This window comes from Halomonas sp. ND22Bw, from assembly GCF_003011945.1.
Lineage (GTDB): Bacteria > Pseudomonadota > Gammaproteobacteria > Pseudomonadales > Halomonadaceae > Halomonas > Halomonas halophila.
Map to the genome: position 1 here is coordinate 235,619 of NZ_PXWD01000002.1, position 24,574 is coordinate 260,192.

26 protein-coding genes are annotated in these 24,574 nt (G+C 70.3%); 16 read left to right on the forward strand and 10 right to left on the reverse strand.

Going from position 1 to position 24,574, the window contains the following annotated elements; translation table 11 throughout:
• Positions 1–27 precede the first annotated feature (27 nt).
• The gene (locus tag CVH10_RS03940; protein ID WP_106487875.1) at positions 28–1,314 is read left to right on the forward strand and encodes a dicarboxylate/amino acid:cation symporter; all 1,287 of its coding nucleotides are present in this window, start codon (positions 28–30) and stop codon (positions 1,312–1,314) included.
• Positions 1,315–1,424: 110 nt separating this feature from the next.
• Here CVH10_RS03940 and CVH10_RS03945 read toward each other — a convergent pair whose 3' ends face one another.
• Positions 1,425–2,414 (reverse strand): bile acid:sodium symporter family protein, encoded by a 990-nt coding sequence (locus tag CVH10_RS03945; RefSeq protein ID WP_106487876.1) that lies wholly within the window; start codon positions 2,412–2,414, stop codon positions 1,425–1,427.
• A gap of 196 nt (positions 2,415–2,610) precedes the next feature.
• Positions 2,611–2,817, reverse strand: a complete 207-nt coding sequence (locus CVH10_RS03950) for a cold-shock protein (protein WP_106487877.1) — start codon at positions 2,815–2,817, stop codon at positions 2,611–2,613.
• A gap of 313 nt (positions 2,818–3,130) precedes the next feature.
• On the opposite strand from CVH10_RS03950, the gene CVH10_RS03955 reads away from it, so the two are divergent.
• The gene (locus CVH10_RS03955; protein ID WP_106487878.1) at positions 3,131–3,553 is read left to right on the forward strand and encodes a DUF6789 family protein; all 423 of its coding nucleotides are present in this window, start codon (positions 3,131–3,133) and stop codon (positions 3,551–3,553) included.
• A gap of 22 nt (positions 3,554–3,575) precedes the next feature.
• Here CVH10_RS03955 and CVH10_RS03960 read toward each other — a convergent pair whose 3' ends face one another.
• Positions 3,576–4,463 carry an LD-carboxypeptidase gene (locus tag CVH10_RS03960; RefSeq protein WP_106487879.1) on the reverse strand — a complete coding sequence of 296 codons (888 nt, stop codon included), beginning with the start codon at positions 4,461–4,463 and terminating at the stop codon, positions 3,576–3,578.
• A gap of 216 nt (positions 4,464–4,679) precedes the next feature.
• Here CVH10_RS03960 and CVH10_RS03965 point away from each other — a divergent pair, with 216 nt between their 5' ends.
• Positions 4,680–5,228, forward strand: coding sequence for a hypothetical protein (locus CVH10_RS03965; RefSeq protein WP_219924675.1), 549 nt, complete (start codon positions 4,680–4,682; stop codon positions 5,226–5,228).
• 83 nt (positions 5,229–5,311) lie between these two features.
• Here CVH10_RS03965 and CVH10_RS25565 read toward each other — a convergent pair whose 3' ends face one another.
• The 3 genes from CVH10_RS25565 to CVH10_RS03975 all read right to left on the reverse strand — a co-directional run bounded on the left by CVH10_RS25565 (position 5,312) and on the right by CVH10_RS03975 (position 6,864).
• Entirely contained in the window at positions 5,312–5,455 is a 144-nt protein-coding gene (locus CVH10_RS25565) for a hypothetical protein (protein WP_181244349.1), read from the reverse strand.
• A gap of 114 nt (positions 5,456–5,569) precedes the next feature.
• Positions 5,570–5,890, reverse strand: coding sequence for a hypothetical protein (locus tag CVH10_RS03970; protein WP_106487880.1), 321 nt, complete (start codon positions 5,888–5,890; stop codon positions 5,570–5,572).
• A gap of 104 nt (positions 5,891–5,994) precedes the next feature.
• Positions 5,995–6,864 (reverse strand): LysR family transcriptional regulator ArgP, encoded by an 870-nt coding sequence (locus tag CVH10_RS03975; protein ID WP_035597628.1) that lies wholly within the window; start codon positions 6,862–6,864, stop codon positions 5,995–5,997.
• A gap of 126 nt (positions 6,865–6,990) precedes the next feature.
• Here CVH10_RS03975 and CVH10_RS03980 point away from each other — a divergent pair, with 126 nt between their 5' ends.
• The 5 genes from CVH10_RS03980 to CVH10_RS04000 all read left to right on the forward strand — a co-directional run bounded on the left by CVH10_RS03980 (position 6,991) and on the right by CVH10_RS04000 (position 11,878).
• Positions 6,991–7,614 (forward strand): LysE/ArgO family amino acid transporter, encoded by a 624-nt coding sequence (locus tag CVH10_RS03980; protein ID WP_106487881.1) that lies wholly within the window; start codon positions 6,991–6,993, stop codon positions 7,612–7,614.
• Positions 7,615–7,780: 166 nt separating this feature from the next.
• The gene (locus CVH10_RS03985; RefSeq protein WP_106487882.1) at positions 7,781–8,911 is read left to right on the forward strand and encodes a substrate-binding domain-containing protein; all 1,131 of its coding nucleotides are present in this window, start codon (positions 7,781–7,783) and stop codon (positions 8,909–8,911) included.
• A 144-nt stretch (positions 8,912–9,055) separates the two neighbouring features.
• On the forward strand, positions 9,056–9,490 hold the full coding sequence (locus CVH10_RS03990) for a DUF4399 domain-containing protein (protein ID WP_106487883.1): 435 nt from the start codon (positions 9,056–9,058) through the stop codon (positions 9,488–9,490).
• Between the two features lie 131 nt (positions 9,491–9,621).
• Positions 9,622–11,028 carry an ATP-dependent RNA helicase DbpA gene (gene dbpA, locus CVH10_RS03995; protein WP_106487884.1) on the forward strand — a complete coding sequence of 469 codons (1,407 nt, stop codon included), beginning with the start codon at positions 9,622–9,624 and terminating at the stop codon, positions 11,026–11,028.
• A gap of 76 nt (positions 11,029–11,104) precedes the next feature.
• Entirely contained in the window at positions 11,105–11,878 is a 774-nt protein-coding gene (locus CVH10_RS04000) for an META domain-containing protein (protein ID WP_106487885.1), read from the forward strand.
• A 106-nt stretch (positions 11,879–11,984) separates the two neighbouring features.
• Here the strand turns inward: CVH10_RS04000 and CVH10_RS04005 are convergent, their stop codons facing one another.
• Positions 11,985–12,704, reverse strand: a complete 720-nt coding sequence (locus CVH10_RS04005) for a YebC/PmpR family DNA-binding transcriptional regulator (RefSeq protein WP_035597619.1) — start codon at positions 12,702–12,704, stop codon at positions 11,985–11,987.
• A 126-nt stretch (positions 12,705–12,830) separates the two neighbouring features.
• On the opposite strand from CVH10_RS04005, the gene CVH10_RS04010 reads away from it, so the two are divergent.
• From CVH10_RS04010 to CVH10_RS04020, 3 genes are all read left to right on the forward strand, one after another.
• The gene (locus CVH10_RS04010) at positions 12,831–14,030 is read left to right on the forward strand and encodes a Xaa-Pro peptidase family protein (RefSeq protein WP_106487886.1); all 1,200 of its coding nucleotides are present in this window, start codon (positions 12,831–12,833) and stop codon (positions 14,028–14,030) included.
• A 64-nt stretch (positions 14,031–14,094) separates the two neighbouring features.
• Positions 14,095–15,102, forward strand: a complete 1,008-nt coding sequence (locus tag CVH10_RS04015) for an NAD(P)-dependent alcohol dehydrogenase (protein ID WP_106487887.1) — start codon at positions 14,095–14,097, stop codon at positions 15,100–15,102.
• Positions 15,103–15,209: 107 nt separating this feature from the next.
• Positions 15,210–17,099, forward strand: a complete 1,890-nt coding sequence (locus CVH10_RS04020) for an ABC transporter ATP-binding protein (protein WP_106487888.1) — start codon at positions 15,210–15,212, stop codon at positions 17,097–17,099.
• A 4-nt stretch (positions 17,100–17,103) separates the two neighbouring features.
• Here CVH10_RS04020 and CVH10_RS04025 read toward each other — a convergent pair whose 3' ends face one another.
• Positions 17,104–17,733 (reverse strand): FMN-binding negative transcriptional regulator, encoded by a 630-nt coding sequence (locus tag CVH10_RS04025; RefSeq protein WP_369335719.1) that lies wholly within the window; start codon positions 17,731–17,733, stop codon positions 17,104–17,106.
• A gap of 39 nt (positions 17,734–17,772) precedes the next feature.
• Entirely contained in the window at positions 17,773–18,219 is a 447-nt protein-coding gene (locus CVH10_RS04030) for a GNAT family N-acetyltransferase (RefSeq protein WP_106487890.1), read from the reverse strand.
• A gap of 88 nt (positions 18,220–18,307) precedes the next feature.
• Here CVH10_RS04030 and CVH10_RS04035 point away from each other — a divergent pair, with 88 nt between their 5' ends.
• Both CVH10_RS04035 and CVH10_RS04040 read left to right on the forward strand, forming a co-directional pair.
• Positions 18,308–19,867 (forward strand): PLP-dependent aminotransferase family protein, encoded by a 1,560-nt coding sequence (locus CVH10_RS04035; RefSeq protein ID WP_106487891.1) that lies wholly within the window; start codon positions 18,308–18,310, stop codon positions 19,865–19,867.
• Between the two features lie 57 nt (positions 19,868–19,924).
• The gene (locus CVH10_RS04040; RefSeq protein WP_106487892.1) at positions 19,925–20,677 is read left to right on the forward strand and encodes a TIGR01458 family HAD-type hydrolase; all 753 of its coding nucleotides are present in this window, start codon (positions 19,925–19,927) and stop codon (positions 20,675–20,677) included.
• A 6-nt stretch (positions 20,678–20,683) separates the two neighbouring features.
• Here the strand turns inward: CVH10_RS04040 and CVH10_RS04045 are convergent, their stop codons facing one another.
• Complete coding sequence (locus CVH10_RS04045) at positions 20,684–21,964, reverse strand: DUF4010 domain-containing protein (protein WP_106487893.1); 1,281 nt, start codon at positions 21,962–21,964, stop codon at positions 20,684–20,686.
• 309 nt (positions 21,965–22,273) lie between these two features.
• Between CVH10_RS04045 and CVH10_RS04050 the strand changes: the two genes are divergently transcribed.
• The 3 genes from CVH10_RS04050 to CVH10_RS04060 all read left to right on the forward strand — a co-directional run bounded on the left by CVH10_RS04050 (position 22,274) and on the right by CVH10_RS04060 (position 24,571).
• The gene (locus tag CVH10_RS04050; RefSeq protein WP_106487894.1) at positions 22,274–22,729 is read left to right on the forward strand and encodes an aminoacyl-tRNA deacylase; all 456 of its coding nucleotides are present in this window, start codon (positions 22,274–22,276) and stop codon (positions 22,727–22,729) included.
• A gap of 115 nt (positions 22,730–22,844) precedes the next feature.
• Complete coding sequence (locus tag CVH10_RS04055; RefSeq protein WP_052052531.1) at positions 22,845–23,300, forward strand: LexA family transcriptional regulator; 456 nt, start codon at positions 22,845–22,847, stop codon at positions 23,298–23,300.
• Positions 23,297–24,571: a Y-family DNA polymerase gene (locus CVH10_RS04060; RefSeq protein WP_106487895.1), complete on the forward strand. Its 1,275-nt coding sequence runs from the start codon at positions 23,297–23,299 to the stop codon at positions 24,569–24,571. Before CVH10_RS04055 ends, CVH10_RS04060 begins: the two co-directional genes overlap by 4 nt.
• The last annotated feature ends 3 nt before the right edge of the window (positions 24,572–24,574 follow it).

A 24,574-nucleotide genomic window follows, 5' to 3' on the forward strand; every position in this document is an offset into this window, starting at 1 on the left:
GCGCTTATCGTTTCCTAAGAGGTCCAGATGTTCACTTTCCTGTTACCCCTGTGGCGTGTCTATCGCGACAGCTCGCTGATCCTGCGCGTCACCGTCGCCCTGGTGCTGGGCGCCGCGGTCGGCCTGATCGGCGGGCCCGCCGTCGGCGAGGCGCTGGCGCCGCTGGGCGAGCTGCTGATGCGGCTGCTGAAGTTCATCATCCTGCCCATCGTGCTGTTCACCCTGATGTCCGGCGTCAACCAGGGCCGCAGCGGCAGCCTGGGACGCATCGGGCGCAAGGTGTTCTTCTACTACCTGGTGACCTCGGCGCTGGCGATCGTGGTCGGGCTGGCCGTGGCGAGCCTGCTGTCGCCGGGGGAGGGCATGACGCTCGAGGGCGCCGGTTCCATGTCGGTGCCGGAGAATCCCGGCATCCTCTCGGTGCTGCTGGGTATCGTGCCGACCAATATCGTCGAGGCCTTCGCCGACCAGAACCTGCTGGGCATCATCTTCACCGCCCTGGTGTTCGGCCTGGCCGTGGCCCGGCTGCGCCAGTCCGAGGCTCACGCCGAGCTGGGCGAGCGCCTGCACGGGCTGATCGAGGCGCTCAACGCCGCGACCCTCAAGGTGATGAGCGGCATCCTGCACGTGGTGCCGGTGGGCGTGTTCGCCATCGTCGCCGGCACCGTGGCCCAGCAGGGCCTCGGCACGCTGCTGTCGCTCGGCGACATGGTGGTGGTGCTCTACGTGGCGCTGGGCGTGCAGCTGCTGGTCTATCTCGGCCTGCTCAAGGGCTTCGGCGTATCGGCGCGGCGCTTCTTCCGCGAGGCGCGCACGCCCATGGCCACCGCCTTCGCCACCCAGAGCAGCTCCGGCACCCTGCCGCTGACCCTGGACGCGGCGCGCCGGCTGGGGCTGTCCCGCGGGCTCTACGGCTTCAGCCTGCCGCTGGGCGCGACGCTGAACATGGACGGCGCGGCGATCCGCATCGCCATCTCGGCGGTGTTTGCCGCCAACGTGGCGGGCATGTCGCTGGATCTGGCCAGCATGGCGCAGATCGTGGTGGTAGGCACCCTGATCTCGGTGGGCACCGCCGGGGTGCCGGGCGCGGGCATCGTGATGATCGCCACGGTGTTCTCCCAGGTCGGCCTGCCGATCGAGGCCGTGGCGCTGCTGACCGCCATCGATGCCCTGGTCGGCATGGGCTGCACGGCGTTGAACGTCACCGGCGACCTGGTCGGTACCGCCGTGATCGGTCGCAGCGAGGGCGAGCGCCTCAGCGAGCGGCCCGTCGAGGACGGCGAGTCGGCCGCGACGGCAGACGCCCACGCCTGAGCGAGCCAGCGGCGGCGGGACACCCGCCGAGCGAGCATGAAAAACCCGCCATCCGGCGGGTTTTTCCGTTCTTCGCAGCGCGGTGACGCGGGGGCAGGGCGGCCGGGCCCTCAGCTCGAGGCGGCGTCGCTCGCCGGCGCCTGGCGCGCATAGCGCCGGGCCAGCACCGCGCAGACGAACAGCTGAATCTGGTGGAACAGCATCAGCGGCAGGATCATGGTGCCGATGGTCTGGGGCGGGAACAGCACGTTGGCCATGGGCACGCCGCTGGCCAGCGACTTCTTGGAGCCGCAGAAGACGATGGCGATCTCGTCCTCGCGGCTGAAGCCCAGCCGGCGGCTGGCGGCGATGGTGATGCCCAGCACGCAGGCCAGCAGCAGGCAGTCGGCCACCACCATCACCGCCAGGTCCGAGGCGGACAGCCGCTGCCACAGCCCGGCGACCATGGCCTCGCTGAAGGCCAGGTAGACCACCATCAGGATCGAGCCGCGATCGACGACGCCGAGCCATGACTTGTTGCGCCGGACCCAGTCGCCGATCCGGCGCTGCAGCACCTGCCCGAGCAGGAAGGGCGCCAGCAGCTGCAGCAGGATGGCGCCCATGGCCTCTAGCCGGAAGCCGCCGCCATCCCCGGTGGCCATCACCACGCTGACCAGCAGCGGGGTCAGGAACATGCCCAGGATGTTCGAGGCCGAGGCCGCGCAGATCGCCGCCGGCACGTTGCCGCCGGCCATCGAGGTGAAGGCGATCGACGACTGCACGGTGGAGGGCAGCACGCACAGGAACAGGATGCCCATGGCCAGCGCCGGCGGCAGCAGGCCGGGGGCGAACAGTCCGATCAGCAGCCCCAGCAGCGGGAACAGCGCGAAGGTGCAGGCCAGGATCACCAGGTGCAGGCGCCAGTGGGTCATGCCCTGGATCACCGTGCGTGGCGACAGGCGGGCGCCATGAAGGAAGAACAGCAGCGCGATGGCCAGCTTGGTCAGCCAGCCGAAGGCATCGGCGGCCTCGCCGTCGATCGGCAGCAGGGCGGCCAGGATGACGGTGGCGATCAGCATCAGCAGGAAACGGTCGATAGGCAGGCGTTGCAGCAGCGTCATGGGAGCCCTGGCGGCGAAGGATGAGCCATCATTCTATAAGGCTTGCCTGCTAACCGTAAGCCGTCGCAGCGGGGGGATCTTCGGCGGCGCCGCGCTGGCCACGCAACCGGTGGGGCGTACACAACGAAAAGGGCCCGCCGAAGCGGGCCCTTTTCTAGTGAACCGGAAGGTTCACCGGGTCATCGTGATCCGGGGATCAGTCGACGGCCTTGATGTTAGAGGCCTGAAGGCCCTTCTTGCCCTGAGTCACGTCGAAGGAGACCTGCTGGCCTTCCTGCAGTGACTTGAAGCCTTCAGCCTGAATTTCGGAGAAGTGGGCGAACACGTCATCGCTGCCGTCGGACGGAGAAATGAAGCCGAAACCCTTGGAATCGTTGAACCACTTGACGGTACCAGTAGCCATTTGAAAATCCTCTCGCGCTAAGCGCCTTGTAAAGTTTCTGGTATTACCCAGGATCAGTAGCGGGTACAACAAGAAATACAATTACAGGCGGTCGAAACGAGTCGAATGCTTCTGGAACCATGCTGCTTGCTCACCAACTGGCGTCACAGTGTCACGCTGGCCGCCTCAGGTCAAAGACTTTCGAGCATTATTTTTCCGGGGGCGTCGCCGAGGCGGGGTCGGCGGCCCGCCGAACGGGGCCGCGGGCACCTATACTGACAAGCCACAGGGTGACTCCCGGGAGGACACCATGGGCAGTCGGTTGATGAGAGGCATGATGGCCGGGTTCGTGGCCACCTTCGTGGTCTCGATGATCCTGGTGCTGCGCCTGACGGCGGGGATCATGCCCTGGTACGACCCCATCGAGATCATGAACCTGGCCATGCAGGATGCGTTCGACACGCCGGACAGCCGTGAGCTGGCCTGGGGGATCCATTTCGCGGTGGGCACGCTGATCTGGGGCTTCCTCTACGGGCTGCTGACGCCCTACCTGCCGGGCCGCACCCACCTGCGGCGCGGGCTGGCCTTCGGGCTGATCAGCTGGCTGGTGGTGATGGTCACGGTCTTCCCGCTGGCGGGGTCCGGCCTGTTCGGCCTGGGCTTCGGGGCGATCGCCCCGCTGTCGATGCTGCTCGCCCACGTGGTGTTCGGGCTGGTGATCGGCGCCGTCTACGGGCGCACGCGCGGGGTGGTCTAGGCCCGGCCCGAGCCGCCGCGGGTCAGCCGCCGACGCTGAGACGCCCGTCGGCGATGCGTCCGCTGGCCCCGTAACGCCAGGGGCGGTTGTGCAGGCCGTGGCCGCTGGGCAGGCCGGTGTAGAGCGGCAGGCCCAGCGGCGCCAGGGTCTCGGCGACGATGGCCTCGAGCGGCGTGTCGCCGTAGGGCCGGCAGCCCTCGAAGGTGCCCAGGCACACCGCGGCGGCGCGGTCCAGGGCGCCGCCGTGCACCAGCTGCCACAGGGCGCGCTCCAGGCGGTAGTAGGGCTCGCCCACGTCCTCGAGGATCACCAGCGAGCCGGGCGGAGCGCGGAAGCCGGCGGGCGTGCCGACCAGGCTGGCGAGGGTGGCGAGATTGCCGCCCACGACCGGCCCCTCGAGGGTGGTCGGCGCGTCCGCCCAGGGCGCGATGGGGTAGTCGAGAACGGTCGGCCCGGCGATCAGCGCCAGGGTCTCCTCGAACTGCTGGCGCACGATCCGTCGTTCGTCGTCGCTTCCCTCGAGCATGCCGGCGGCGGCTTTGGCCACCGGGCCGTGGATGGCCGGCACGCCGTGGCGGTGGCAGTGGTCGAGCAGCACCGTCACGTCCGAGTAGCCGATCAGCGGCTTGTTCGAGCGCGCCAGGCGACGCCAGTCGATGCCGTCGATCAGCTGGGCGGCCCCGTAGCCGCCACGCACCGCCCATACCGCCTGGGTCTCGGGGTCGCCGAAGGCGTCGTGTAGCTGGTCCAGGCGGTGCGCGCGGCTGCCGGCCAGGTAGCGCTGCGGTGCCTGCAAGGGCGTCTCCAACCGCACCTCGACGCCCAGCGCCTCCAGGCCGCGCAGGCCGGCATCGATGGCCTCGGGGGCGGTGAAGGACGATGGGGCGATCAGGCTGACGGCGAGCGGCATGGCAGACTCCTCGTGGGGCGAAGGCTAGGCTCGGCATTGTCGGCGGGATATGGCCGGCTGTCACGGGCGTCGCCGCCGCGTGTCATGCCTTCGACGGACATGGCTCATCCTTCAGGACTGAGCCGGTCTCAGGTGGCCCGCCGTAGCCCCCTTGGCTTGACTGAGAAGGCAGCGAGATGCGCTGCGCGACCGGTTCAGCGAGGGGAGGGCAAGCCGATGATGACGGCAATAGCGAGAAGAGCGCTGGCGGGGCTGGCCCTGGCAGGCCTGTCCGTCAGCGGTGTCGGGCAGGCCGAGGAAGCGGCGTCGATGAGCCTGCTGGAGGATGCCCTTGGCGCCACCTGGCCGGGCATGGTCGAGGGGGCCACCGTGGTCGACTGGCAAGGCGAGGTGCTGCAGGAGGGAGACAACGGCTATACCTGCATGCCCACGCCGCCGAGCATGAGCGGGCGGGCGCCCATGTGCCTGGACGAGGCATGGATGGCCTGGGCCCAGGCCTGGCAGAACCGAGAGCCCTTCACGGCGGAGCGCCTGGGCATCGCCTACATGCTGGCGGGCGACGAGGGCGCGAGTAACCTGGACCCGTACGCCGAGGGACCCAGCGAGGACAACCAGTGGGTGGTCGAGGGGCCGCATCTGATGATCATCGGGCCGCCGGCGCTGCTGGAGGCCTTCCCTGCCGATCCCGACAACGGCGGCCCCTACCTGATGTGGAAGGGCACCGACTATCAGCATCTGATGGTGCCGGTTGACGCGCGCCCCTAGGCCGTGTGCGGGCGGTGTCGGATTCGGCGGCTGGAACACATCGCCTGGCCGGCGTCGGAGGGCGAGGGCATGGAGGCTGTCGCTCAGTCGCGATCGGCGTCTTGCCGGAGAGGGCGAGGGGCGTCGAGGAAGTCGGCCAGGGCCTCCAGGGCGAGGGTCTGGAGGCGGGCGGCGTCGGCCCAGCATTTCAGGACGTAGCTGTCGAAGATCACGGAGTCGGACGGCATGGTGGCGGTCCTCTCTGGGGGAGGTACCGTCAGTGTAGCGTGTCTTGCTGCGGTGCAGCATGATGATTCGATGACCGTCCGCCGCCCTGCCCGTGGCAGGGCGGCGGATCGCGCTCAGGGCTTGGGATCGGTGGCGGCCCGCTCGAAGAGTTCCGCCTTGGCATCGCGCATGATGTTCTCGCAGGCGGCCTGCTGGGTGAGTTCGGTGAGCAGTTCCTGGGCCATGAGGAAGCCCTTGCCGAGGCAGTCGTCGACGTCCTCCCGGGCCACCCGGGGCTCGGTGTGGCAGTCGAGCTTGATCGTTCTTCCACCGTCGTCCAGACGGTCGGCCAGCCGCCTCAGTCGCCAGGCGAGGCGAGTCTTCCAGCTGGCCGATGTTTCCGCGCCTTCGGTCACGCTCAGGGTGCAACGCCATTCGGGCTTGTAGACCTTCATGCGAACCTCCTTATCGGCTTTGGCTTGGAATGAATGATCGATCGTGGGGCAGGCTCCGTCGGAAGAAGAACACAGCGGCCGGCTCGGGGCCTGGCACCGTCTGCTCAGGTTAGTTGCACCTCGCCCAGCGCGCTCGTCAGTCGTTCCAGCAGCGCGCCGCTGTGGCGCCAGAAGTGCCAGTAGAGCGGCACCTCGAGGCAGTGCGACGGGGCCAGGCTGGCGAGTCGCCCGGCGTCCTCCAGTTCGGCCACCTGGCGTCGCGGCATCATGCCGTAGCCGATGCCGGCGGTGGCCAGGCGCACGAAGCCCTCCGACGAGGGGCAGAGGTGATAGGGAAAGGCGCCGTGATAGCCGCACTGGGCGAGGAAACGGTGCTGCAGCTGGTCGTGAGGGCCGTAGACGATCGCCGGAGCGTGGCGGAAGGCCGTCTCGGTGGGGCCGTCCGGGAAGTGGCGGGCGATGTAGGCCGGGGTGGCGTAGGGGTGGTAGACCATGGTGCCGAGCGATACGCAGCGGGCGCCGGCGATGGGCTGGTCGCTGGCGCACAGGCAGGCGGCCACCTCGCCGTCGCGCAGCCGCTTGAGGCCCACGTCCTGGTCCTCGATGACCAGATCGAGCAGCAGCCCCTCGTCGCGGCACAGGTCGGCGACGGTCCCGGCCCACCAGGTGGCCAGGCTGTCGGCGTTGATGGCGATGCGCATCCGTGGCGAGGCGGCGTCCAGGGTCGGCAGGGCATTGCGCAGGTCGCGTTCGAGCAGCTGGACCTGCTGGTAGTGGTTGAGCAGCTGGCGCCCCGCCGGGGTAGGGGCCAGCTGCGGATGGCGGATCAGCACCGGCTGGCCGAGGCGGATCTCCAGGGCCTTGATGCGCTGGGACACCGCCGACTGCGAGAGTCCCAGCGCTTCGCCGGCGCGCTCGAAGCCGCCGGTCTCGATCACCGTGGCCAGGGCCTCGAGCAGCTTGTAGTCGATCATAAGCAAAACTGATGCAGCATTAAGAAGATGATTTTTCAGTATAGCGATCCGCGGCTAGTCTGGCGCCATCGAAGGCCCGGGATTGCCCGGTGCCGTGAGGGAATCACCGGGAGATCGGGAGGATCGATGCTGGAGAGTTATATGGCCGGGCTGGTGGTGTGCGGCGGGATCATCGTCGCCATCGGCGCTCAGAACGCCTACGTGCTGGGGCTGGCCGTGCGGCGCCGCTATCACTGGTGGTCGGCCGGGCTGTGCATGAGCACCGACCTGCTGCTGCTGACCGCGGGCATGTTCGGCATGAGCACGCTGCTGCTGGCGTTTCCCGGCACCCTGGCGGCACTGCGCTGGCTGGGGGTGGCCTTCCTCGGCTGGCTGGCCATCCAGGCGCTGTATCGGGCCGCCGCCGGGCGAGCCGGCCTGGCGGTGGAAGCGGATGCGGCCAGGGACTCCGGCATCGCCCGGGTGCTGCTGGCGACGCTGGCGGTGACGGTGCTCAATCCCCAGGTCTATCTCGATACCCTGTTGCTGATTCCCTCCATCGGGGCCCAGCAGGACAGCGCCGTGGCCTTCGTGGTCGGCGCCGGTAGCGCCTCCATCCTGTGGTTCAGCCTGCTGGCCTGGGGTGGGGCGCTGCTCTCGCCCTGGCTGTCGCGGCCGCTGGCCTGGCGCTGCATCGACGGGGCCATCGGCATGATGATGGCGGCCATCGCCCTGCAGCTGGCCATCGCCCCGCCCGGGGCCATGGCCTGAGGGTCGATCCTTAATATTAGCTTTTAATTATATGGAGATGGCGACCGGTTGGCCGACGTTCCGCCACCACTGGCGCGTCGCCAGTGCCCCGTGTCATGCGCTACAGTGACGGATTGGTGCCCGATCGGGATCGCGGGCGAAGCGGGAACACAACAAAGGATCGAAGATGGCCGGATGCCAATCGATCGTCCGGCTTGCCGGGCTGGTACTGGGGCTATGGATGGCCGTCGTGTCGGGAGGCGTGCTCGGTGCCTCGAGCGACTTCGTGAGGGTCGACGAGTACATGCAGCGCCACCCCGAGCAGCAGGCGCTCATGGCGGACCTTTCCGCCCGGGTGAGGGGGCCGGCGGTGCCGCTGTCCACGCCTCCTCTTCGCAAGATTCGCATTGCTGTCATCTACCCGGCCCTTCAGGCCTCGGACTACTGGCGACGCAGCCTGGCGTCGATGGAAGCCAGGCTGCGCGCACTGGACATGCCGTACCAGCTGAAGGTCTACATGTCGCGGCCGACGGTGGACGTGAACCTCCAGGCCCGGCAGCTCACCAACGCCCTGCAGTGGCGCCCGGACTACCTGGTGTTCACCCTGGACACCGTGCCCCACCTGCACATGATCGAGCGGGTGCTGGCGCTGGGCCGTCCGCGGCTGATCCTGCAGAACGTCACCACGCCGCTGGCCGAGTGGGAAGACGATCCGCCCTTTCTCTACGTCGGCTTCGATCATGAGGAAGGCTCGCGCCTGATCGCCGAGTGGATGCTCGAGCAGGCCGACTATCGGGGCAAGTACATGACGCTGAGCTTCTCGTCCGGTTACGTCGGCCGCATGCGCAGCGACACCTTCGTGGGCATGGCGAGTCGCCATCCCGGGCTGGAACGGGTGGCCAGCATCAGCGCCGACGGCGACCCGGGAAGGGCCTTCCGTGAGACCCTGCGCACCCTGGAGGCGCATCCCGACCTGACGATGATCTTCGCCGCCTCCACCGACGTGGCGCTGGCGGCGCTGCGGGCGCTGCGCGAGACCGATCGCCTGGATGTGCTGATCAACGGCTGGGGCGGGGGGACGGCGGAGCTCGAAGTGCTGGGGCCGGACGGGCTGGACGTCACTGCCATGCGCATCAACGACGACAACGGCGTGGCCATGGCCGAGGCGATGCGCATGGTGATGCTCGGGCAGCAGGCCCGGGTGCCGGCGATCTTCGCCGGCGATATCGTTCGCGTGACCCGCGACACGCCGCCCGAGCGCATCGACGAGCTGAAGCGGCGTGCCTTTCGTCTGAGCGAGTCGTTCGACGATGGCTAGCGCCGGCATGCGCTCGTGAACCCGGTCGGCCCGATGGCACGTGATTGCTACACTGAAGCCGTCACGCTTGCGGATGGCCGCCCGGCAGACATCGGGCGCAGGACCGTCCTGACACTTCCAGCTCTCTTCTATCGAGGTATCGCCATGCGTCATTGGTTCGCAGGATGCATCGTCTCGCTGGCCGCCGCGCTGCCGGCCGTCGCCCTGGCCCAGATGGAGCCCGTCGCGGCGCCGTCCGGTGCCGAGGTCTACTTCATCTCCCCCGAGGATGGCGCCACCGTCAGCGGGCCCGTCACTGTGCGCATGGGGCTCGAGGGCATGGGCGTGGCCCCGGCCGGCACCGAGGCCGAGGCCACCGGCCACCATCACCTGCTGATCGACACGCCCCTCGAGGAGGTTGATCTTTCCCAGCCGCTGCCCTCCACCGAGCAGACCCGCCACTTCGGCGGTGGCCAGACCCAGGTCACCCTGGAGCTGCCGCCCGGCGAGCACACCCTGCAGCTGCTGTTTCTCGACTATCGCCACCTGAGCTTCGAGCCGACCGTGGCCTCCGAGCCCATCACCGTTCACGTGGAGTAGGTGGCAGCGAGGGCGCACGCGACGACTTTTTCCCCTTGCCCCGAAGCCGGCGGCTTTTCCCCTTGCCCCGGAGCCGGCAACTGGGTAGCGTCGCCCTCCCGCTTTCATGCCGTTCCAGACAGGTCCATCCCGTGACTGATGCCCCCTCCCAAGACGCCGTCGGCGCCTTCTCCCGCCTGCCGCTTTCCGCCGAGCTGCTCGCCAACCTCGACTCGCTGGGCTACCGGCAGATGACGCCGATCCAGGCCGAGAGCCTGCCGGCGATGCTCGACGGACGCGACGTGATCGCCCAGGCCCGGACCGGGTCGGGCAAGACCGCGGCCTTCGGGCTGGGCCTGCTGTCGCGGCTCGTGCCGGCCAGCTTCCGGGTGCAGGGGCTGGTGCTGTGCCCGACCCGGGAACTCGCCGATCAGGTCGCCGAGGAGCTGCGCCGGCTGGCGCGTGGCCTGCCCAACATCAAGGTGCTGACGCTGTGCGGCGGCGCGCCCCTGGGGCCGCAGCTGGCCTCGCTGGCCCACGGCGCCCATCTCGTCGTCGGCACCCCGGGCCGGGTGGAGGAACACCTGCGCAAGGGCAGCCTGGCGCTGTCGGATCTCGACACCCTGGTGCTGGACGAGGCCGACCGCATGCTCGACATGGGCTTCCAGGCGACCCTGGAGGCGATCATCGCCGCGACCCCGGAGAGCCGCCGGACCTGGCTGTTCAGCGCCACCTACGGCGACAGCGTGCGCCCGCTGGCCGAGGAGCGCACCCGCGACCCGGTCGCGATCTCGATCGAGGAGCCCCACGACGAGGACACCATTCGCGAACACTTCTACCGGGTGGCGGATGACGCGGCGCGCTTCGAGGCCCTGCGCCTGCTGCTGCTGCACCGGCGTCCGACCGCCAGCGTGGTGTTCTGCAACACCAAGCAGGAGACCCGCGAGCTCGCCGCCGCCCTGGACGACGCGGGCATCAGTGCGCTGGCGCTGCACGGCGACCTGGAGCAGAAGGACCGCGACCGGCTGCTGGTGCTGTTCGCCAACCGCAGCGCCTCGGTGCTGGTGGCCACCGACGTGGCGGCCCGGGGGCTGGACATCGCCCAGCTCGACGCGGTGTTCAACTACCGCATCGCCCGTGAGCTCGAGGTGCACGTGCACCGCGTCGGGCGCACCGGCCGGGCCGGCCACCAGGGCGTGGCCTTCACCCTGGTCGGCGAGAACGAGGCGCATCGACTGGAACGGCTCGAGGCCTTCCTCGGCCAGACCCTCGAGACCGAGGCGCTGCCTCGCCTGCGGGGCGAGCCGATGCCGCTGCGGGCCCCCATGGCGACCCTGCAGCTCGGCGCCGGCAAGCAGCAGAAGATCCGCCCCGGCGACATCCTCGGCGCCCTCACCGGCGAGGGCGGCCTGGACGGGGCGCGGATCGGCAAGATCAAGGTGCTCGCCCGCAGCACCTACGTGGCCGTCGAGCGCGAGCTGGCCGAGTCCGCCCTGGCGCAGCTGAACGGCGGCCGCCTCAAGGGACGCACCTTCCGCGCTCGACGCATCAGCGGTTGACGGCCTGACGGCGAACCTTGGGGCACCGCGCGGGTCGAAAGCACGCTTTTTGACTCATCAAACAGGACGATGGCCCATGAAACGACTCTTACAGTTTTCCTATTTCCTGGTGGTGGCGCTGTGGCTGGCGGGGTGTGCGGCCGTCGAGCGTTCTCCCCAGGCCGAGGCGGCGCTCGGCGAGCTGCCGGCCAGCTATCGCGGCGAGCTGCCCTGCGCCGACTGTGCGGGCATTCGCTACCAGATCTCGCTGTTCCCCGACGGCGTCTACACGCTCTCGGCGGTCTACTTCGGGACCGAGGCGCCGCGCCGTGTCCACGAGCAGGGCGAGTGGTCGCTGGATGCCAGCGGCGAGACCCTGACGCTGGCGGGCGGCGACGCGGGGCCTCGCCAGTGGCGGGTCGTCGAGGGCGCCGATAGCCTGGAGATGCTCGACCTCGAGGGCAACGCGATCGATTCCTCGCTCAACTACCGCGTGCAGCGCACGGGGCAGTTCGTCAGCGAGACCCTGGAAGACAGTTACTGGAAGCTGATCGAGCTGGGCGGCGAGCCCGTCGACGTGGCCGAGGGCTCGCGTGAGCCGCATCTGGTCTTCCACGGCGAGCAGGACCGGCTGGCCGGCTTCAGCGGCTGCAACCGCCTGGCCGGCGAGTACCGTCGCGAGGGCGACAGCCTGAGCATCGGCACCGTGGCGAGCACGCGCATGGCCTGCGTGCCGGGCAACGATCTCGAACCGCGTTTCCTTGCGATGCTCGAGCACGTGGCCGGCTATCGGGTGCGGGCCGACTGGCTCGAGCTGCTCGACGCCGAGGGCGAGGTACTGGCGCGCTTCGAGGTGCGCCATCTGACCTGATGCCTGCGTGATCCGCGTCACCAACGACAGCGGCCGGCTCCCGAGGGAGCCGGCCGCTGTCGTTCCTGCGCTGTCGTTCCTGGCCCTGGGGCTCAGGGACCGAGGCTCAGGGCAGCTCGGCGCTGTGGTAGACGTTCTGGACGTCGTCCACGTCGTTGAGCATGTCCAGCAGCTTCTCGAACAGCGCCACGTCGTCGCCTTCCACCGGGGTGGTGGCCTGGGGCAGGAACTGGATCTCGTCGGTCTCGAAGTCCAGTTCGCCGAAGGCGTCGATCAGCGCCTGCTTGGCCTTGGCGTACTCGGTGTGCGGCGCGAAGACGGTGATGTGGCCGTCCTCGTTCTCGATGTCGGTGACGTCGACGTCGGCTTCCATCAGCGCCTCGAGCACGGCTTCCTCGTCGCTGCCCTGGAAAGACAGGATGGCGCAGTGGTCGAACATGTGGCTGACGCTGCCCGGGGTGCCCAGCTTGCTCTTGGTCTTGGTGAAGCAGGTGCGCACGTCGCCGATGGTACGGTTCGGGTTGTCGGTCAGGCACTCGACGATGACCATGGCGTTGCCCGGGCCGAAGCCCTCGTAGCGCGCCGGCTCGAAGTCCTCGCCGCCGGCGCCGCTGGCCTTGTCCAGGGCCTTGTCGATCACGTGGGACGGCACCTGGTCCTTCTTGGCGCGCTCGATCAGGCCGCGCAGCGCCAGGTTGCCGTGGGGGTCGACGCCGCCCTGCTTGGCGCAGACGTAGATCTCGCGACCGTACTTGCTGTAGACCTTGGTCTTGGCGGCGGCCGTCTTGGCCATGGATTCCTTGCGGTTCTGGAAGGCCCTGCCCATTGCGTTTTCCTGTTGCGACTGTTCTCGGCACTGGATTCTACGAGACAGCGGGCGCCGGTGACAGCCCTGATTTTCCCCGCCGCCGGCGTCTACACTGGCTTCAGGCCACCCGCTGGAGTCCGCCGCATGGATCATCACGCCTATCGCCACGCCCTCGCCGAACGCCTGGCCGGCAGCGAGCTGCCGGTGCCCGAGGCCGAGCTCGACGCCCGCTGCCGGCGTCTGCGCGAGGCCATGGCCGACGCCGGACTGGACGCGCTGCTGCTCACCGATCCCGCCGATCTCTACTATCTCACCGGCTACCACACCTTCGAGGTCTCGGTGCACGCCTGCCTGGTGGTCGACGCCACGCGCCTGGTGCTGCAGGTGCCGTCCATCGAGACCGGCCCGGCGGTGGTCACCGCCCGGGTCGACGAGATCCTCGGCTATCGGTGGGAGCGCCCGGAGGAGGTGATCGCGCCGCTGGCCGAGACCCTGGCGCCCCATCGCGCCATCGGCCTCGACCCGCTGAGTGCCGGGCTGCGTCACGGCGTGCTGGCGCCGCTGCAGCAACGGCTCGGCGCCGAGCGGTTTCGCGACGATGGCGGGGCGCTGGTCGATGCGCTGCGGCTGGTGAAGAGCCCGCTGGAGCTCGACTGCCTGCGCGAGAGCGCGCGGATCACCGGGCTCGGCATCCGCGCCGCCCGCGAGGTCGTCGCGCCCGGCGTCAGCGACGGCGCGGTGGCGGCGGAGGGCGCCCGGGCGATGCTGGCGGCGGGCAGCGAGTTCATGAGCCTGCAGCCCATCGTCACCGTGGGGCCGCGCTCCGGCACCATTCACGTCAACCACAAGCGGCGCACCATCGGCGCGGGCGAGCCGGTGTTCCTGGAATTCGGCTCGGCCTTCGAGCGCTATACGGCGCCGATGATGAGCACCGTCGTGGCCGGCCGCGCCGACGACGAGATGCGGGCGCTGCGCGACGCCTGCCGGGCCGCCTTCGAGGCGCTGTGTGCGGCGATGCGGCCGGGCAACACCTTCGACGACGCGGCCCGGGCCGGCGAGGCGGCCATCGCCGGCTTGAACGCAGGGATCGCCGAGCGGGCCTTCTTCTCCGGCGTCTTCGGCTACTCGGTGGGCGCCCAGTTTCCGCCCAGCTGGGTCGAGGGCACCGGCTATCTCGCCCGCGGCCAGGAACGCGAGCTCGAGGCCGACATGGTCTTCCATCTGCCGCTGTGCCTGCGCCTGCCGGGGCGCTTCGGCATCGGCGTGAGCGATACCGTGCGCGTCACCCCGGGTGGGGGCGAGCCGCTCACCGACAATGACTGGCAGCTGCACGAGCGGCCTTGAAGCTCGCGCGTATGCCCCCATTGTGTTTCACGTTAGCAAGCTATTCATTGAATCAGGAGGCAGCATGCAGGTCGTCAATCTCAAGGCCCCGGGCGGTCTCGATCGGCTCGAACTCGGCGAGCAGCCGGCACCCGGCGAACCCGGCCCCGGCGAGATCCGCGTGCGCCTGCACGCCAGCTCGCTGAACTTCCACGACTATCTGGTGGTGACCGGCACGTCGCCCACCGACGACGGCCGCATCCCGATGTCGGACGGCGCCGGCGTGGTCGAGGCGGTCGGCGAGGGCGTCGACGAGTTCGCCGTCGGCGACGCGGTGGTCTCCACCTTCTTCCCCGAGTGGCTGGACGGCCCGGCGCGCCACGGCGACTTCGTCACCGTGCCGGGGGACGGCATCGATGGCTACGCCCGCGAGTCGGTGGTGCGTCCGGCGACCTGCTTCACCCGCCAGCCGCAGGGTTGGTCCCACGCCGAGTCGGCGACCCTGACCACCGCCGGGCTGACCGCCTGGCGCGCGCTGGTGGGCGACGGTGGCCTCAAGGCCGGCGATACCGTGCTGGTGCTGGGCACCGGCGGCGTGTCGATCTTCGCCCTGCAGTTCGCCCGTATGATGGGCGCCCGGGTGATCGCCACCTCGTCGTCCGAGGCCAAGCTCGAGAAGCTTCGAGAGCTGGGCGCCGAGCACGTGATCAACTACCGCGAGGACCCCGAGTGGGGCCGCAAGGTGAAGGAGCTGACCGGCGGCAAGGGCGTCGACCACGTGGTCGAGGTGGGCGGCCCGGGCACCCTGGCCCAGTCCATCGAGGCGGTGCGCATCGGCGGCCACATCTCGCTGATCGGGGTGCTGACCGGCGTCGGCGGCGAGGTGCCCACGGCCAAGCTGATGGCCAAGCAGGCCCGCCTGCAGGGGCTGATCGTCGGCAGCCGCACCCAGCAGCATGAGATGGTCCGCGCCGTCGAGGCCAACGGCATGAAGCCGCTGATCGATCGCGAGTTCCCGCTCGGCGAGATCGCCGACGCCTTCCGTCACCAGGAATCCGGCCGCCACTTCGGCAAGATCTGCCTGACCTGGTGATCCTTCCCGCCTGAACCCCCGCGGGTAGCCCCATCGCGTCGCCGCGCCCTTGCCGGGTGTCGGCGGCGCGCGCATTCTGGGGGCATGCCCGCTGCCCGGAGGCGCCGATGTTCCGCTTCTTCGAGACCCTGGTCGATCCCTATCCCGAGCGCGAGATGGGCGTGCCGCCGCGCGGGCTGTTCGCCTTCATTCGCTTCTATTCGCGTCCGGTGGCGGGGCTGCTGGTGGCCATGTCGGTGGTCGCGGGGCTGGTCTCGGCGGTGGAGCTGGTGTTCTTCCACAGCATGGGCCAGCTGGTCGACTGGCTCTCCAGCGCCGAGCGCGAGGGCTTCTTCGCCGCCCACGGCTGGCGCCTGGCGGGGCTGGCGGCGCTGGTGCTGGTGGGCCTGCCGCTGCTGGTGCTGCTGCGCTCGTTGCTCACCCATCAGGGCATCTTCGGCAATTACCCGATGCTCGGCCGCTGGCTGTCACACCGCCAGATGCTGGCCCAGAGCATGGCCTTCTTCCAGGACGAGTTCGCCGGCCGCGTCTCGCAGAAGGTGATGCAGACGGCGTTGGCGATCCGCGAGACGGTCATGAAGCTGATGGACCTGCTGGTCTACGTGGCGGTCTACTTCGTCGGCGCCATGTGGCTGCTGGGCAGCGCCGAGCCCTGGCTGGTGGCACCGCTGGTGCTGTGGCTGGCCGGCTACGTCGCCCTGATGCGGATCTTCGTGCCGCGGCTGCGCGCGGTGTCCATGGCCCAGGCCGACGCACGGGCGCGCATGACCGGACGCATCGTCGACAGCTACAGCAACATCCAGACCATCAAGCTGTTCGCCGACCGCCGCCGCGAGGAGGCCTACGCCCGCGACGCCATGGAGGGCTTCATGACCACGGTGCACGGCCAGATGCGCTTGGCGACCTGGCTGTCGGTGTCGCTGACCGCGCTCAACTCGCTGCTGCTGGCCTCGGTGGCGACGCTGGCCATCGGCGCCTGGTACCTGGAGATGGTGTCGCTGGGGGTGATCGCGGTGGCCATCGCCCTGGTGATGCGCATCCGCTTCATGTCCGACTGGATCCTGTGGGAGGTGGCGAGCCTGTTCGAGAACATCGGCACCGTGCAGGACGGCATCAACACCATCGCCCGCACGCCGGCGGTGCAGGACGCGCCGGATGCCGCCGAGCTTTCCGTGAGCCGCGGCGAGATCCGCTTCGAGGCGCTGCGCTTCGGCTACGCGCGCCCCGGGGCGGCGCTGGAACGGCCGGTGTTCGACGGCTTCGACCTGACCATCGCTCCGGGCGAGAAGGTCGGGCTGATCGGCCGTTCCGGCGCCGGCAAGTCGACCCTCGCCCACCTGCTGCTGCGCTTCTACGACCTGCAGGGCGGGCGCATCCTGATCGACGACCAGGACATCGCCGGCGTCACCCAGGAATCGCTGCGCCGGCACATCGGCATGGTCACCCAGGACACCTCGCTGCTGCACCGCTCGGTGCGCGACAACATCCGCTACGGCTGCCCGGAGGCCGACGACGAGGCGATCATGCGCGCGGTGCGCCAGGCCCACGCCGACAGCTTCCTCGACGACCTGGTCGACCCGCAGGGCCGGCGCGGCCTGGACGCCCACGTCGGCGAACGCGGCGTGAAGCTCTCCGGCGGCCAGCGCCAGCGCATCGCCATCGCCCGGGTGCTGCTCAAGAACGCCCCGCTGCTGGTGCTCGACGAGGCCACCTCGGCGCTGGATTCCGAGGTCGAGGCCGCCATCCAGGAGCAGCTCTACGCGCTGATGGCGGGCAAGACGGTGATCGCCATCGCCCACCGGCTGTCGACCATCGCCATGCTCGACCGGCTGGTGGTGGTCGACGAGGGGCGCATCGTCGAGGTCGGCACTCACCAGGAGCTGCTGGCCCGCGACGGCCTCTACGCGGCGCTGTGGCGGCGCCAGTCCGGCGGCTTCCTGGGGCTCGAGTGTTCGGAGGCCGAGGCGGCCCGCGCCGAATCCGCCGCGGAGCGCTGAGCCTTCAGCCAGGGGGCTCGTCGTCCATCCCGACCACCTGCGCCAGATAGCCTCGGGCGTAGCGCCCCAGCCGCCGGGCCAGCGGATCGTCGCTGGCGCCCAGCCCGGCCAGCACGCCGGCTTGGTCTTCCCTGGATCGGTGCTGGCCCAGCTTGGCGGTGCCCCGCAGCTCATCCAGCCGAATCCGGAAGCCGACCACGCCGGCGAGCAGTCGGCGCCGATAGGCCTCGCTCATCAGCGTGGCGTCGTCCAGCAGTTCGGGCTCGTAGCGGGCCACCAGCGCATCCATCGAGGCCAGGGTGGCGGCCTCGTCGAGGCATTCGACGCTGCCGCGGGCGTGCACGGCCGCGTAGTGCCAGGTCGGCACCGCCGGCCCGGCGGCATACCAGCGCGGCGACACGTAGCCGTGGGGCCCGTGGAAGACCGCCAGCACCCGCCGGCCGTCCAGCTCGTGACCGTGCGGATTGGCGCGAGCGAAGTGGCCGTAGAGGGTGCCGAGCTCGCCCTCGTCGCGCTCGAGCACCAGCGGCAGATGGCTGACCCGCAGGCGGTCGTCGGTGAGCGTGGCGAAGCCGTGGGCGTCGATCAGCGCCCGGGCCTGCGCCAGGGGCATGTGCGTATCGCTAAGGGGCATGGACAGGGCTCCGTGAGGGCTCTCTAGTCGGGTCGGGGGCTAGCCGAGGGTCAGGGCGTAGTGATGGAAGGCCTCGTCGCGCCGCCAGCCCTCGGATTCGTAGAGAGCCTGGGCGGTCCGGTTGTCGATGCCGGTGGCCAGCGCCAGATGATGGACGCCCTCGGCCCGGGCCAGCTCGGCGGCGGCCCGCATCAGGGCGCGGCCGACGCCCCGGCCACGGGCCGAGGGCGCCACGAACAGGTCGTTGAGCCGCCACTGGCGGGCCAGGCGCACGGTGCTGAACAGCGGGTAGCACTGCACGAAGCCGGTCAGGGTGGCGTCGTCTTCCTCGTGCACCAGCAGGTGGGAATCGCCCTGTTCCAGGCGGCGGCCGATGAAGTGCCGGGCGGCGTCCGGGGCGCTGGCCCGGCCGTAGAAGACGCGATAGCCGTCGAGCAGCGAGGCCAGGGGCTCGCGGTCGTGGCAGCGGGCGTGACGGATGGGCATGGAAGACTCCTCGGGGCGGTGGGCGATGACAGCCTCGGAGTCTGTGGGCATAGTGGTTCCCTGATAAGAACCACTATTGGGGAAAACGATGGAACCGGTTGTCGCCGCGCGGGCCGACTGGCTCGGCGAGGCGCTGGGCATGGTGTTGAGCGAGACGTCTTCGCTGCCGCTGACGCGCCGCCTGTATCGGGCGCTGCGCGACTGGGTGCAGTCGGGGCGACTGGCCAGCGGTGCCCGGCTGCCGTCCTCCCGCCGCCTGGCGCGGGAGCTGGGCGTGGGGCGCAACACCGTGCTGGACGCCCTCGACCAGCTGGTCGCCGAGGGCTTCCTGGAGGCCCGACCCGGCGCCGGCACCTATGTGGCCGATCTGCCGTTTTCTCACGTCGAGGCGCCGTCGCCGGAAGCGTCGGCCGACCCATCGCCGGCGGCGTCGCTGTCGGCCCGGGGCGAGCGGCTGCTGCGCCTCAGCGGCGCCTCGGCCGGGCATCACGAGGCCTTCCCGCCGGGCGTGCCGGCCCTCGACCGCTTCTCCGACGAGCTCTGGCAGCGTCTGCTCCGGCGCCACCGGCGGCGAGCCCCTGAGGCCTGGCGCGACTATCGCGCCGAGGGTGGCGTGCCGGCGCTGCGCGAGGCGCTGTGCGATTACCTGCGGCTGTCGCGCTCGGTGCGCTGCCGCCCGGAGCAGGTGCTGGTGGTGCAGGGGGCCCAGCAAGGCTTCGAGCTGATTGCACGGATGCTGGCCGATCCCGGCGAGGCGGTGTGGATGGAGGAGCCCGGCTACGGCGGCGCCCGGGCCAGCTTCGAGGCCTCCGGCCTCGCCATGGTGCCGGCTCCGGTGGACGACGAGGGCCTGAATCCGGCGCGCGTGCCGGCGGGCCACGGCGACCCGCGGCTGATCTACCTCACGCCCTCCCATCAGTATCCCTGTGGCGTGACCATGAGCCTTGCGCGGCGACTGGCGCTGCTCGAGGCGGCCGAGGCGCACGGGGCCTGGATCGTGGAGGACGACTACGACAGCGAGTTCCGCTACGGCCAGCGGCCCGTCGCCGCCCTACAGGGGCTCACCGAGGCGGCGCGGGTGATCTACGTCGGCACCCTCAGCAAGGTGCTCTACCCGGGGCTCCGGCTCGCCTATCTGGTGCTGCCGATGCCGCTGGTGGAGCCCTTCCGGCGTGCCAACGCGCGGCTGCACCGCGAGGCGCAGTATCCAGTGCAGGCGGCGCTGGGCGAGTTCATCGCCGCCGGGCACTTCTCGCGGCACGTGCGCCGCATGCGCGAGTGCTACCGCCAGCGCCAGGCGCTGCTGCGTCAAGCGCTGGCGCCGGCCGTGGCGCGGGGGCTGGTGTTGTCGGAGGGGCAGGCCGGCATGCATCTGGTGGCCTGGCTCGACGACCCCGCCCATGAGGCGGCCCTGGTCGAGCGCGGCGAGGTGGCCGGTATCACCCTGTCGCCGCTGTCCGGCTTCTATCAGCAGGCGCCGGGGCGCCCGGGGCTGGTGCTGGGCTATGCCGGCACCCGCGACGAGGAGATCGGGCGCGCCGGCCGCCGGCTGGCCGAGGCCTGGCTGGCACTGGTCGAGGGCGTCGATCGACGGAACTGGTTGAAGGAGACGGCCGAGCCCCCGGCGCCGGGCTCCACTATCCTCTGACGGGAGGCGGCCGGCTCCGAGGGAAGGCGGTCGCGCGGATCTCGAGAGGAGGGCGACATGCTCAAGGCGGTGCTGCTCGACATCAGCGGCGTGCTGCACGAGGACGGCCGGGCGCTGCCCGGGGCAGTGGAGGCGGTGGCCCGGCTGCAGGCGCGCGACCTGGCGCTGCGCTTCGTGACCAATACCTCGCGCAAGACCAGCGAGCGGGTCCACGCCGAGCTGCGCGAGCTGGGCTTCGCGGTGGCGGCCGAGCAGGTCTTCACCGCGCCGGCGGCGATCCGGGCCCATCTGCTCGCTCACGAACTGCGGCCCTACCTGCTGATCCATCCCGACCTCGAGCCCGAGTTCGCCGGCCTCGACACGTCCGAGCCCGACGCCGTGGTGCTGGGCGATGCCGCCGAGCGCCTCGACTACCGCCATCTGGACGTCGCCTTCGGGCTGCTGCGGCGCGGCGCGCCGCTGCTCACCGTGGGCACCAATCGCTATTTTCGCCAGGGCGGCGAGCTGCACCTGGACGCGGGCCCCTTCGTGCGCGCCCTGGAGTACGCCGCCGACATCGAGGCGACGGTGCTCGGCAAGCCGGCCGCGGGCTTCTTCCGCGCCGCGCTGGAGGATGCCGGCGTCGAGCCGCATGAGGCGCTGATGGTCGGCGACGACATCGAGTGCGACGTGGCGGCGGCGGTCGAGCTGGGGCTCGAGGCCTGCCTGGTGCGCAGCGGCAAGTATCGCGACGGCGATGAAACACAGGCGCCCGGTGCATCCTGCGAGGCCGATTTGGCGGCGCTGGTGGCGCGCCGGTTTCCCGAGTGAACGGCGTCACTGCCACCAGGCCACGCCCAGCCCGACCAGCAGCGACAGCAGCATCGGCGGGGCGACCCGCTTGCCCAGCGCCGCGCTGCCGAGCCCGGCGGCCATGCCGGCCTTGATCACGTTGTTGACCGAGGCGGCGAGGATGATGCCGAGCACCGCGGTCGAGGGCGGGATGGCATCCCGCGAGAGGCGAGTCAGCGACAGGGTGATGGCGTCCACGTCGGCCACGCCGGAGGCCGCCGCCAGCAGGTAGATGCCGGCGTCGCCGAGCCAGGCCTGGAGCCACTGGCCGAGCAGCATGATCGCCGCCAGCAGCACGCCGAACAGCAGCGCCATGCGCAGATCCAGCGGGTTCTGATGGCGCTCGGGGCGCTCGATGCGCGCTCCCTGGCGATGACGGCGCCACAGCAGCAGGGCCGGCAGGTAGAGCAGCAGGGTCATCAGCGCCACCGGCAGCAGCAGACGCGGCAGCAGCGCCGGGTTGATTACCAGGCAGTAGAGCAGGATGCGCGGGAACATGGTGCCGCAGGCGATCAGGATGCCGGCCGCCAGCAGCGGCGCGAGGGTCGCCTGTTGGCGCGACAGGCGGCTGAAGTGCAGGGTCAGGGCGGTGGAGGAGCTGAGCCCGGCGAACAGGCTGGTGAACAGGATGCCCTTGGCGGCGCCGCCGAGGCGCATGGCGAAGTAGCCGATGAAGGAGATGCCGGCGATCATCACCACCATCCACCATAGCTCGCGCGGATTGAGCGCCTCGCCGGGGCCCAGGCCGCGGTCGGGCAGCAGCGGCAGCATCACCACCGTGATCAGCAACAGCTTCAGGCCCGCGTCCAGCTCGTGGGCCTGCAGGCGATTGAGCAGGCCGTGGATCTCGCGCTTGTTGTCGAGGATCAGCGCGGTCACCACCGCGCAGGCCGCGGCCAGCGCCAGGTCCACGGCCACCGCCACGGCGCCGAAGCAGAAGGTCAGCAGCAGGCCGATCAGGCCGGTGATGCTGTAGTCCCGGCTCTGGGGCAGCCGCGCGCGATAGGCGCTGCCGGCCAGCGCGGCGACGACGACCAGCAGCAGCGGAAAGGCCCATTCGGTGACGGCCTCGGTGAGCAGGGCGGCGAGGCCGCCGAGCAGGCCGACCAGGGCATGGGTGCGGATGCCGGCGATGCGCTCGCCGGCCTTCTGCTCGCGTGCCACCCAGCCGCGCTCGATGCCGATCAGGGCGCCGAGCAGCAGGGCCACGGCCAGACGGATGGCGGTGTCGTGCCCGGCGAGGAACTGCTGGGTGACTTCTTCCATGAGACGCTCCCTGCGCGATGCTTCCCGTTGCCTCAGCATAGGTCTTCCCGACGATCGCGCCTCCAACGAGAGGCGGCCCCGTGCGGGACCGTCCGGTGGTTGGGTGAAGGTGTCGGCGGTTCAGTCGATGGTGAGTGCGGCATGTGAATCTCAACCTGTACCAGGTCAAGGATTGCCGTCATTCGTGGTGCACGGGGCTGCTAGTCTGAAAAGGAGACGGCCGGGACGGGGCGCCCCGTGACCCATCCCGACGCGCGTCGCCGATCCGGCGTCTTCAGACCCTTTCACGACACAGGGGAGGGGATTCCCATGCCCATGGAGCGCGTCAGACGCTTTCTCGACGAGAACGGCGTCAAATATGTCATCCAGCAGCATTCGACGGCCTACACCGCCCAGGAAGTCGCCGAGGCGGCCCACGTGCCCGGCCGCCACTTCGCCAAGAGCGTGATGGTCGAGATCGACGGCCGGCTGGCGCTGGCGGTGCTGCCGGCCACCGACCGCGTCGACCTGCAGCGCTTCGCCCAGGCCGTCGGTGCCAGCCGCGTCGAGCTGGCCAGGGAAGCGGACTTCCAGGACCGTTTTCCCGACTGCGAGCCGGGGGCGATGCCGCCCTTCGGCAACCTCTTCGACCTGGAGGTGTTCGTTTCGCCGCACCTGGCCGAGGCCGACCTGATCGCCTTCAGCGCCGGCAGTCACCACGAGGTGATGCAGCTGGCCTTCGGCGTGTTCGAGGACCTGGTGAAGCCGGCCGAGGTGGCCATGTAGGCCAGATCGAGAGGTAGGCCAGATCGAGAGGTAGGCCACACCGAACGGAGAGACTTGCCAGTCGGCCATCGCTCTCGGATACTGTATATAAATACACTATTCGAGGGAGGTGGCCATGGCGTCGCCGATTCCCGGCGCCGCGGGCGGGCGAGCCGCGGCGCCGTCCTCCTCGGGGGCCGTCCAGCCGCTGCTGGGCGCACGGGTGCGGGCGGGCTTCCCGAGCCCCGCCGACGATCATCTGGACGTGGAGCTCGACCTTCACGCCCACGTGGTGCGCCGCCCGGCCTCCACCTACTTCGTGCGCGCCGAGGGCGATTCGATGCTCGGCGACGGCATTCATGACCGCGACCTGCTGGTGGTGGACCGCAGCCTCGAGCCGCGGCCCGGGCGGGTGGTGATCATCGCCGTGGACGGCGAGCCCACGGTCAAGCGGCTGGCCCGGCGCGGTGATGCCCTGGTGCTGGAGGCCAGCAACCCGCGCTATGCGCCGATTCCGCTGGCCGGCCGCGAGTGCCATGTGTGGGGCGTGGTCACCCACGTGCTGCACGCCCTGCCGGGAGCGGCGCCGTGATCGCCCTGGTCGACAGCAACAACTTCTATGTCAGCTGCGAGCGTGTCTTCGATCCCGGCCTCGAAGGCCGGGCGGTGGGCGTGCTCTCCAACAACGACGGCTGCGTGGTGGCGCGCTCGGCGGAGCTCAAGACGCTGGGCGTGGCGATGGGCATGCCGGCCCATCAGATTTCGCCCGCGCTGCGCCGCCGGATGACGCTGCTGTCCAGCAACTACGCCCTCTACGGCGACATGAGCCGGCGCGTGAACCGGGTGCTGGGTGAGTTTTCGCCGGAAATCGAGGCCTATTCCATCGACGAGAGCTTCGTCGGCCTCGACGGGCATGAGCCCGACGACCTCGAGGCCTGGGGCCATCGGGTGCGCGGGCGGGTGCTGCGCGATACCGGCATTCCGACCTGCGTGGGGCTGGCGCCGACCCGGGTGCTGGCCAAGACCGCCAATCGCGTCGCCAAGTCGCGCCCCGAGCTGGGCGGCGTCTGCCGGCTGGCGGCCGATGCGCCCGAGACCCGCCGCGTGCTCGAGGCGCTGCCGGTACACGAACTGTGGGGCATCGCCCGGCGCAGCGCCGAGCGGCTGGCGCTGCAGGACATCCACACCGCCTGGCAGCTGCGCCAGGCCGACCCCAAGCAGATCCGCCGCACCTTCTCGGTGGTGATGGAGCGGCTGGTCTGGGAGCTGCGCGGGCGGCCGGCCATCGCCCTGGACGACGTCACCGAGCCGCGCCAGCGGATCATGGTGTCGCGCTCCTTCGGCCGGCTGACCGGCGAGCAAGCCGAGCTGCGGGCGGCGATTCGCCAGTACGGCGCTCGGGCCGCCGAGAAGCTGCGCCGCCAGGGCAGCCGCGCCTGCGCGGTGCTGGTGTTCGTGCGCAGCGACCCGCACCGGCTCGGCGAGCGTCAGTACCGCAACAGCCAGGTGGTGGCACTGCCCGGCCCCAGCGACGACACCCGGGAGCTGATCGCCGCCGCCCAGCGCGGCCTGGCGGCGATCTTCCTCGACGGCGTGCGCTATCAGAAGTGCGGGGTGATGCTGCTCGACCTGGTCGACGCCGAGCGTCATCAGCTCTCGCTGCTGCAGGCCGGCGACGGCCCCGAGCGGCGGCGCGGCGAGGCGCTGATGGCCACCCTCGATCGCCTCAACGCCCGCATGGGCCGCGGTACCGTTCGCTTCGGCGTGCCCGGCGAGCACGCCGCCTGGCCGCTGCGCTGCGAGCATCGTACCGCGCGCTACACCACCCGCTGGAACGAGCTGATGAGGGTCAAGGTGCGGTGACGC

Excerpts from the sequence above, each read along its gene's own strand:
- CVH10_RS04040 (WP_106487892.1), top strand. The coding sequence starts at position 19,925 with ATGCTCAAGGCGGTGCTGCTCGACATCAGCGGCGTGCTGCACGAGGAC.
- CVH10_RS04030 (WP_106487890.1), bottom strand. The coding sequence starts at position 18,219 with ATGCCCATCCGTCACGCCCGCTGCCACGACCGCGAGCCCCTGGCCTCG.
- CVH10_RS03950 (WP_106487877.1), bottom strand. The coding sequence starts at position 2,817 with ATGGCTACTGGTACCGTCAAGTGGTTCAACGATTCCAAGGGTTTCGGC.
- CVH10_RS04055 (WP_052052531.1), top strand. The coding sequence starts at position 22,845 with ATGGCGTCGCCGATTCCCGGCGCCGCGGGCGGGCGAGCCGCGGCGCCG.
- CVH10_RS03990 (WP_106487883.1), top strand. The coding sequence starts at position 9,056 with ATGCGTCATTGGTTCGCAGGATGCATCGTCTCGCTGGCCGCCGCGCTG.
- CVH10_RS04005 (WP_035597619.1), bottom strand. The coding sequence starts at position 12,704 with ATGGGCAGGGCCTTCCAGAACCGCAAGGAATCCATGGCCAAGACGGCC.
- CVH10_RS03955 (WP_106487878.1), top strand. The coding sequence starts at position 3,131 with ATGATGGCCGGGTTCGTGGCCACCTTCGTGGTCTCGATGATCCTGGTG.
- CVH10_RS03940 (WP_106487875.1), top strand. The coding sequence starts at position 28 with ATGTTCACTTTCCTGTTACCCCTGTGGCGTGTCTATCGCGACAGCTCG.
- CVH10_RS25565 (WP_181244349.1), bottom strand. The coding sequence starts at position 5,455 with ATGCCGTCCGACTCCGTGATCTTCGACAGCTACGTCCTGAAATGCTGG.
- CVH10_RS03975 (WP_035597628.1), bottom strand. The coding sequence starts at position 6,864 with ATGATCGACTACAAGCTGCTCGAGGCCCTGGCCACGGTGATCGAGACC.
- CVH10_RS04015 (WP_106487887.1), top strand. The coding sequence starts at position 14,095 with ATGCAGGTCGTCAATCTCAAGGCCCCGGGCGGTCTCGATCGGCTCGAA.
- CVH10_RS03980 (WP_106487881.1), top strand. The coding sequence starts at position 6,991 with ATGCTGGAGAGTTATATGGCCGGGCTGGTGGTGTGCGGCGGGATCATC.
- CVH10_RS04020 (WP_106487888.1), top strand. The coding sequence starts at position 15,210 with ATGTTCCGCTTCTTCGAGACCCTGGTCGATCCCTATCCCGAGCGCGAG.
- CVH10_RS04035 (WP_106487891.1), top strand. The coding sequence starts at position 18,308 with ATGGAACCGGTTGTCGCCGCGCGGGCCGACTGGCTCGGCGAGGCGCTG.
- CVH10_RS04025 (WP_369335719.1), bottom strand. The coding sequence starts at position 17,733 with ATGCCCCTTAGCGATACGCACATGCCCCTGGCGCAGGCCCGGGCGCTG.
- CVH10_RS03945 (WP_106487876.1), bottom strand. The coding sequence starts at position 2,414 with ATGACGCTGCTGCAACGCCTGCCTATCGACCGTTTCCTGCTGATGCTG.
- CVH10_RS04050 (WP_106487894.1), top strand. The coding sequence starts at position 22,274 with ATGCCCATGGAGCGCGTCAGACGCTTTCTCGACGAGAACGGCGTCAAA.
- CVH10_RS03985 (WP_106487882.1), top strand. The coding sequence starts at position 7,781 with ATGGCCGGATGCCAATCGATCGTCCGGCTTGCCGGGCTGGTACTGGGG.
- CVH10_RS03960 (WP_106487879.1), bottom strand. The coding sequence starts at position 4,463 with ATGCCGCTCGCCGTCAGCCTGATCGCCCCATCGTCCTTCACCGCCCCC.
- CVH10_RS03965 (WP_219924675.1), top strand. The coding sequence starts at position 4,680 with ATGATGACGGCAATAGCGAGAAGAGCGCTGGCGGGGCTGGCCCTGGCA.
- CVH10_RS04000 (WP_106487885.1), top strand. The coding sequence starts at position 11,105 with ATGAAACGACTCTTACAGTTTTCCTATTTCCTGGTGGTGGCGCTGTGG.
- CVH10_RS04045 (WP_106487893.1), bottom strand. The coding sequence starts at position 21,964 with ATGGAAGAAGTCACCCAGCAGTTCCTCGCCGGGCACGACACCGCCATC.
- CVH10_RS04010 (WP_106487886.1), top strand. The coding sequence starts at position 12,831 with ATGGATCATCACGCCTATCGCCACGCCCTCGCCGAACGCCTGGCCGGC.
- CVH10_RS03970 (WP_106487880.1), bottom strand. The coding sequence starts at position 5,890 with ATGAAGGTCTACAAGCCCGAATGGCGTTGCACCCTGAGCGTGACCGAA.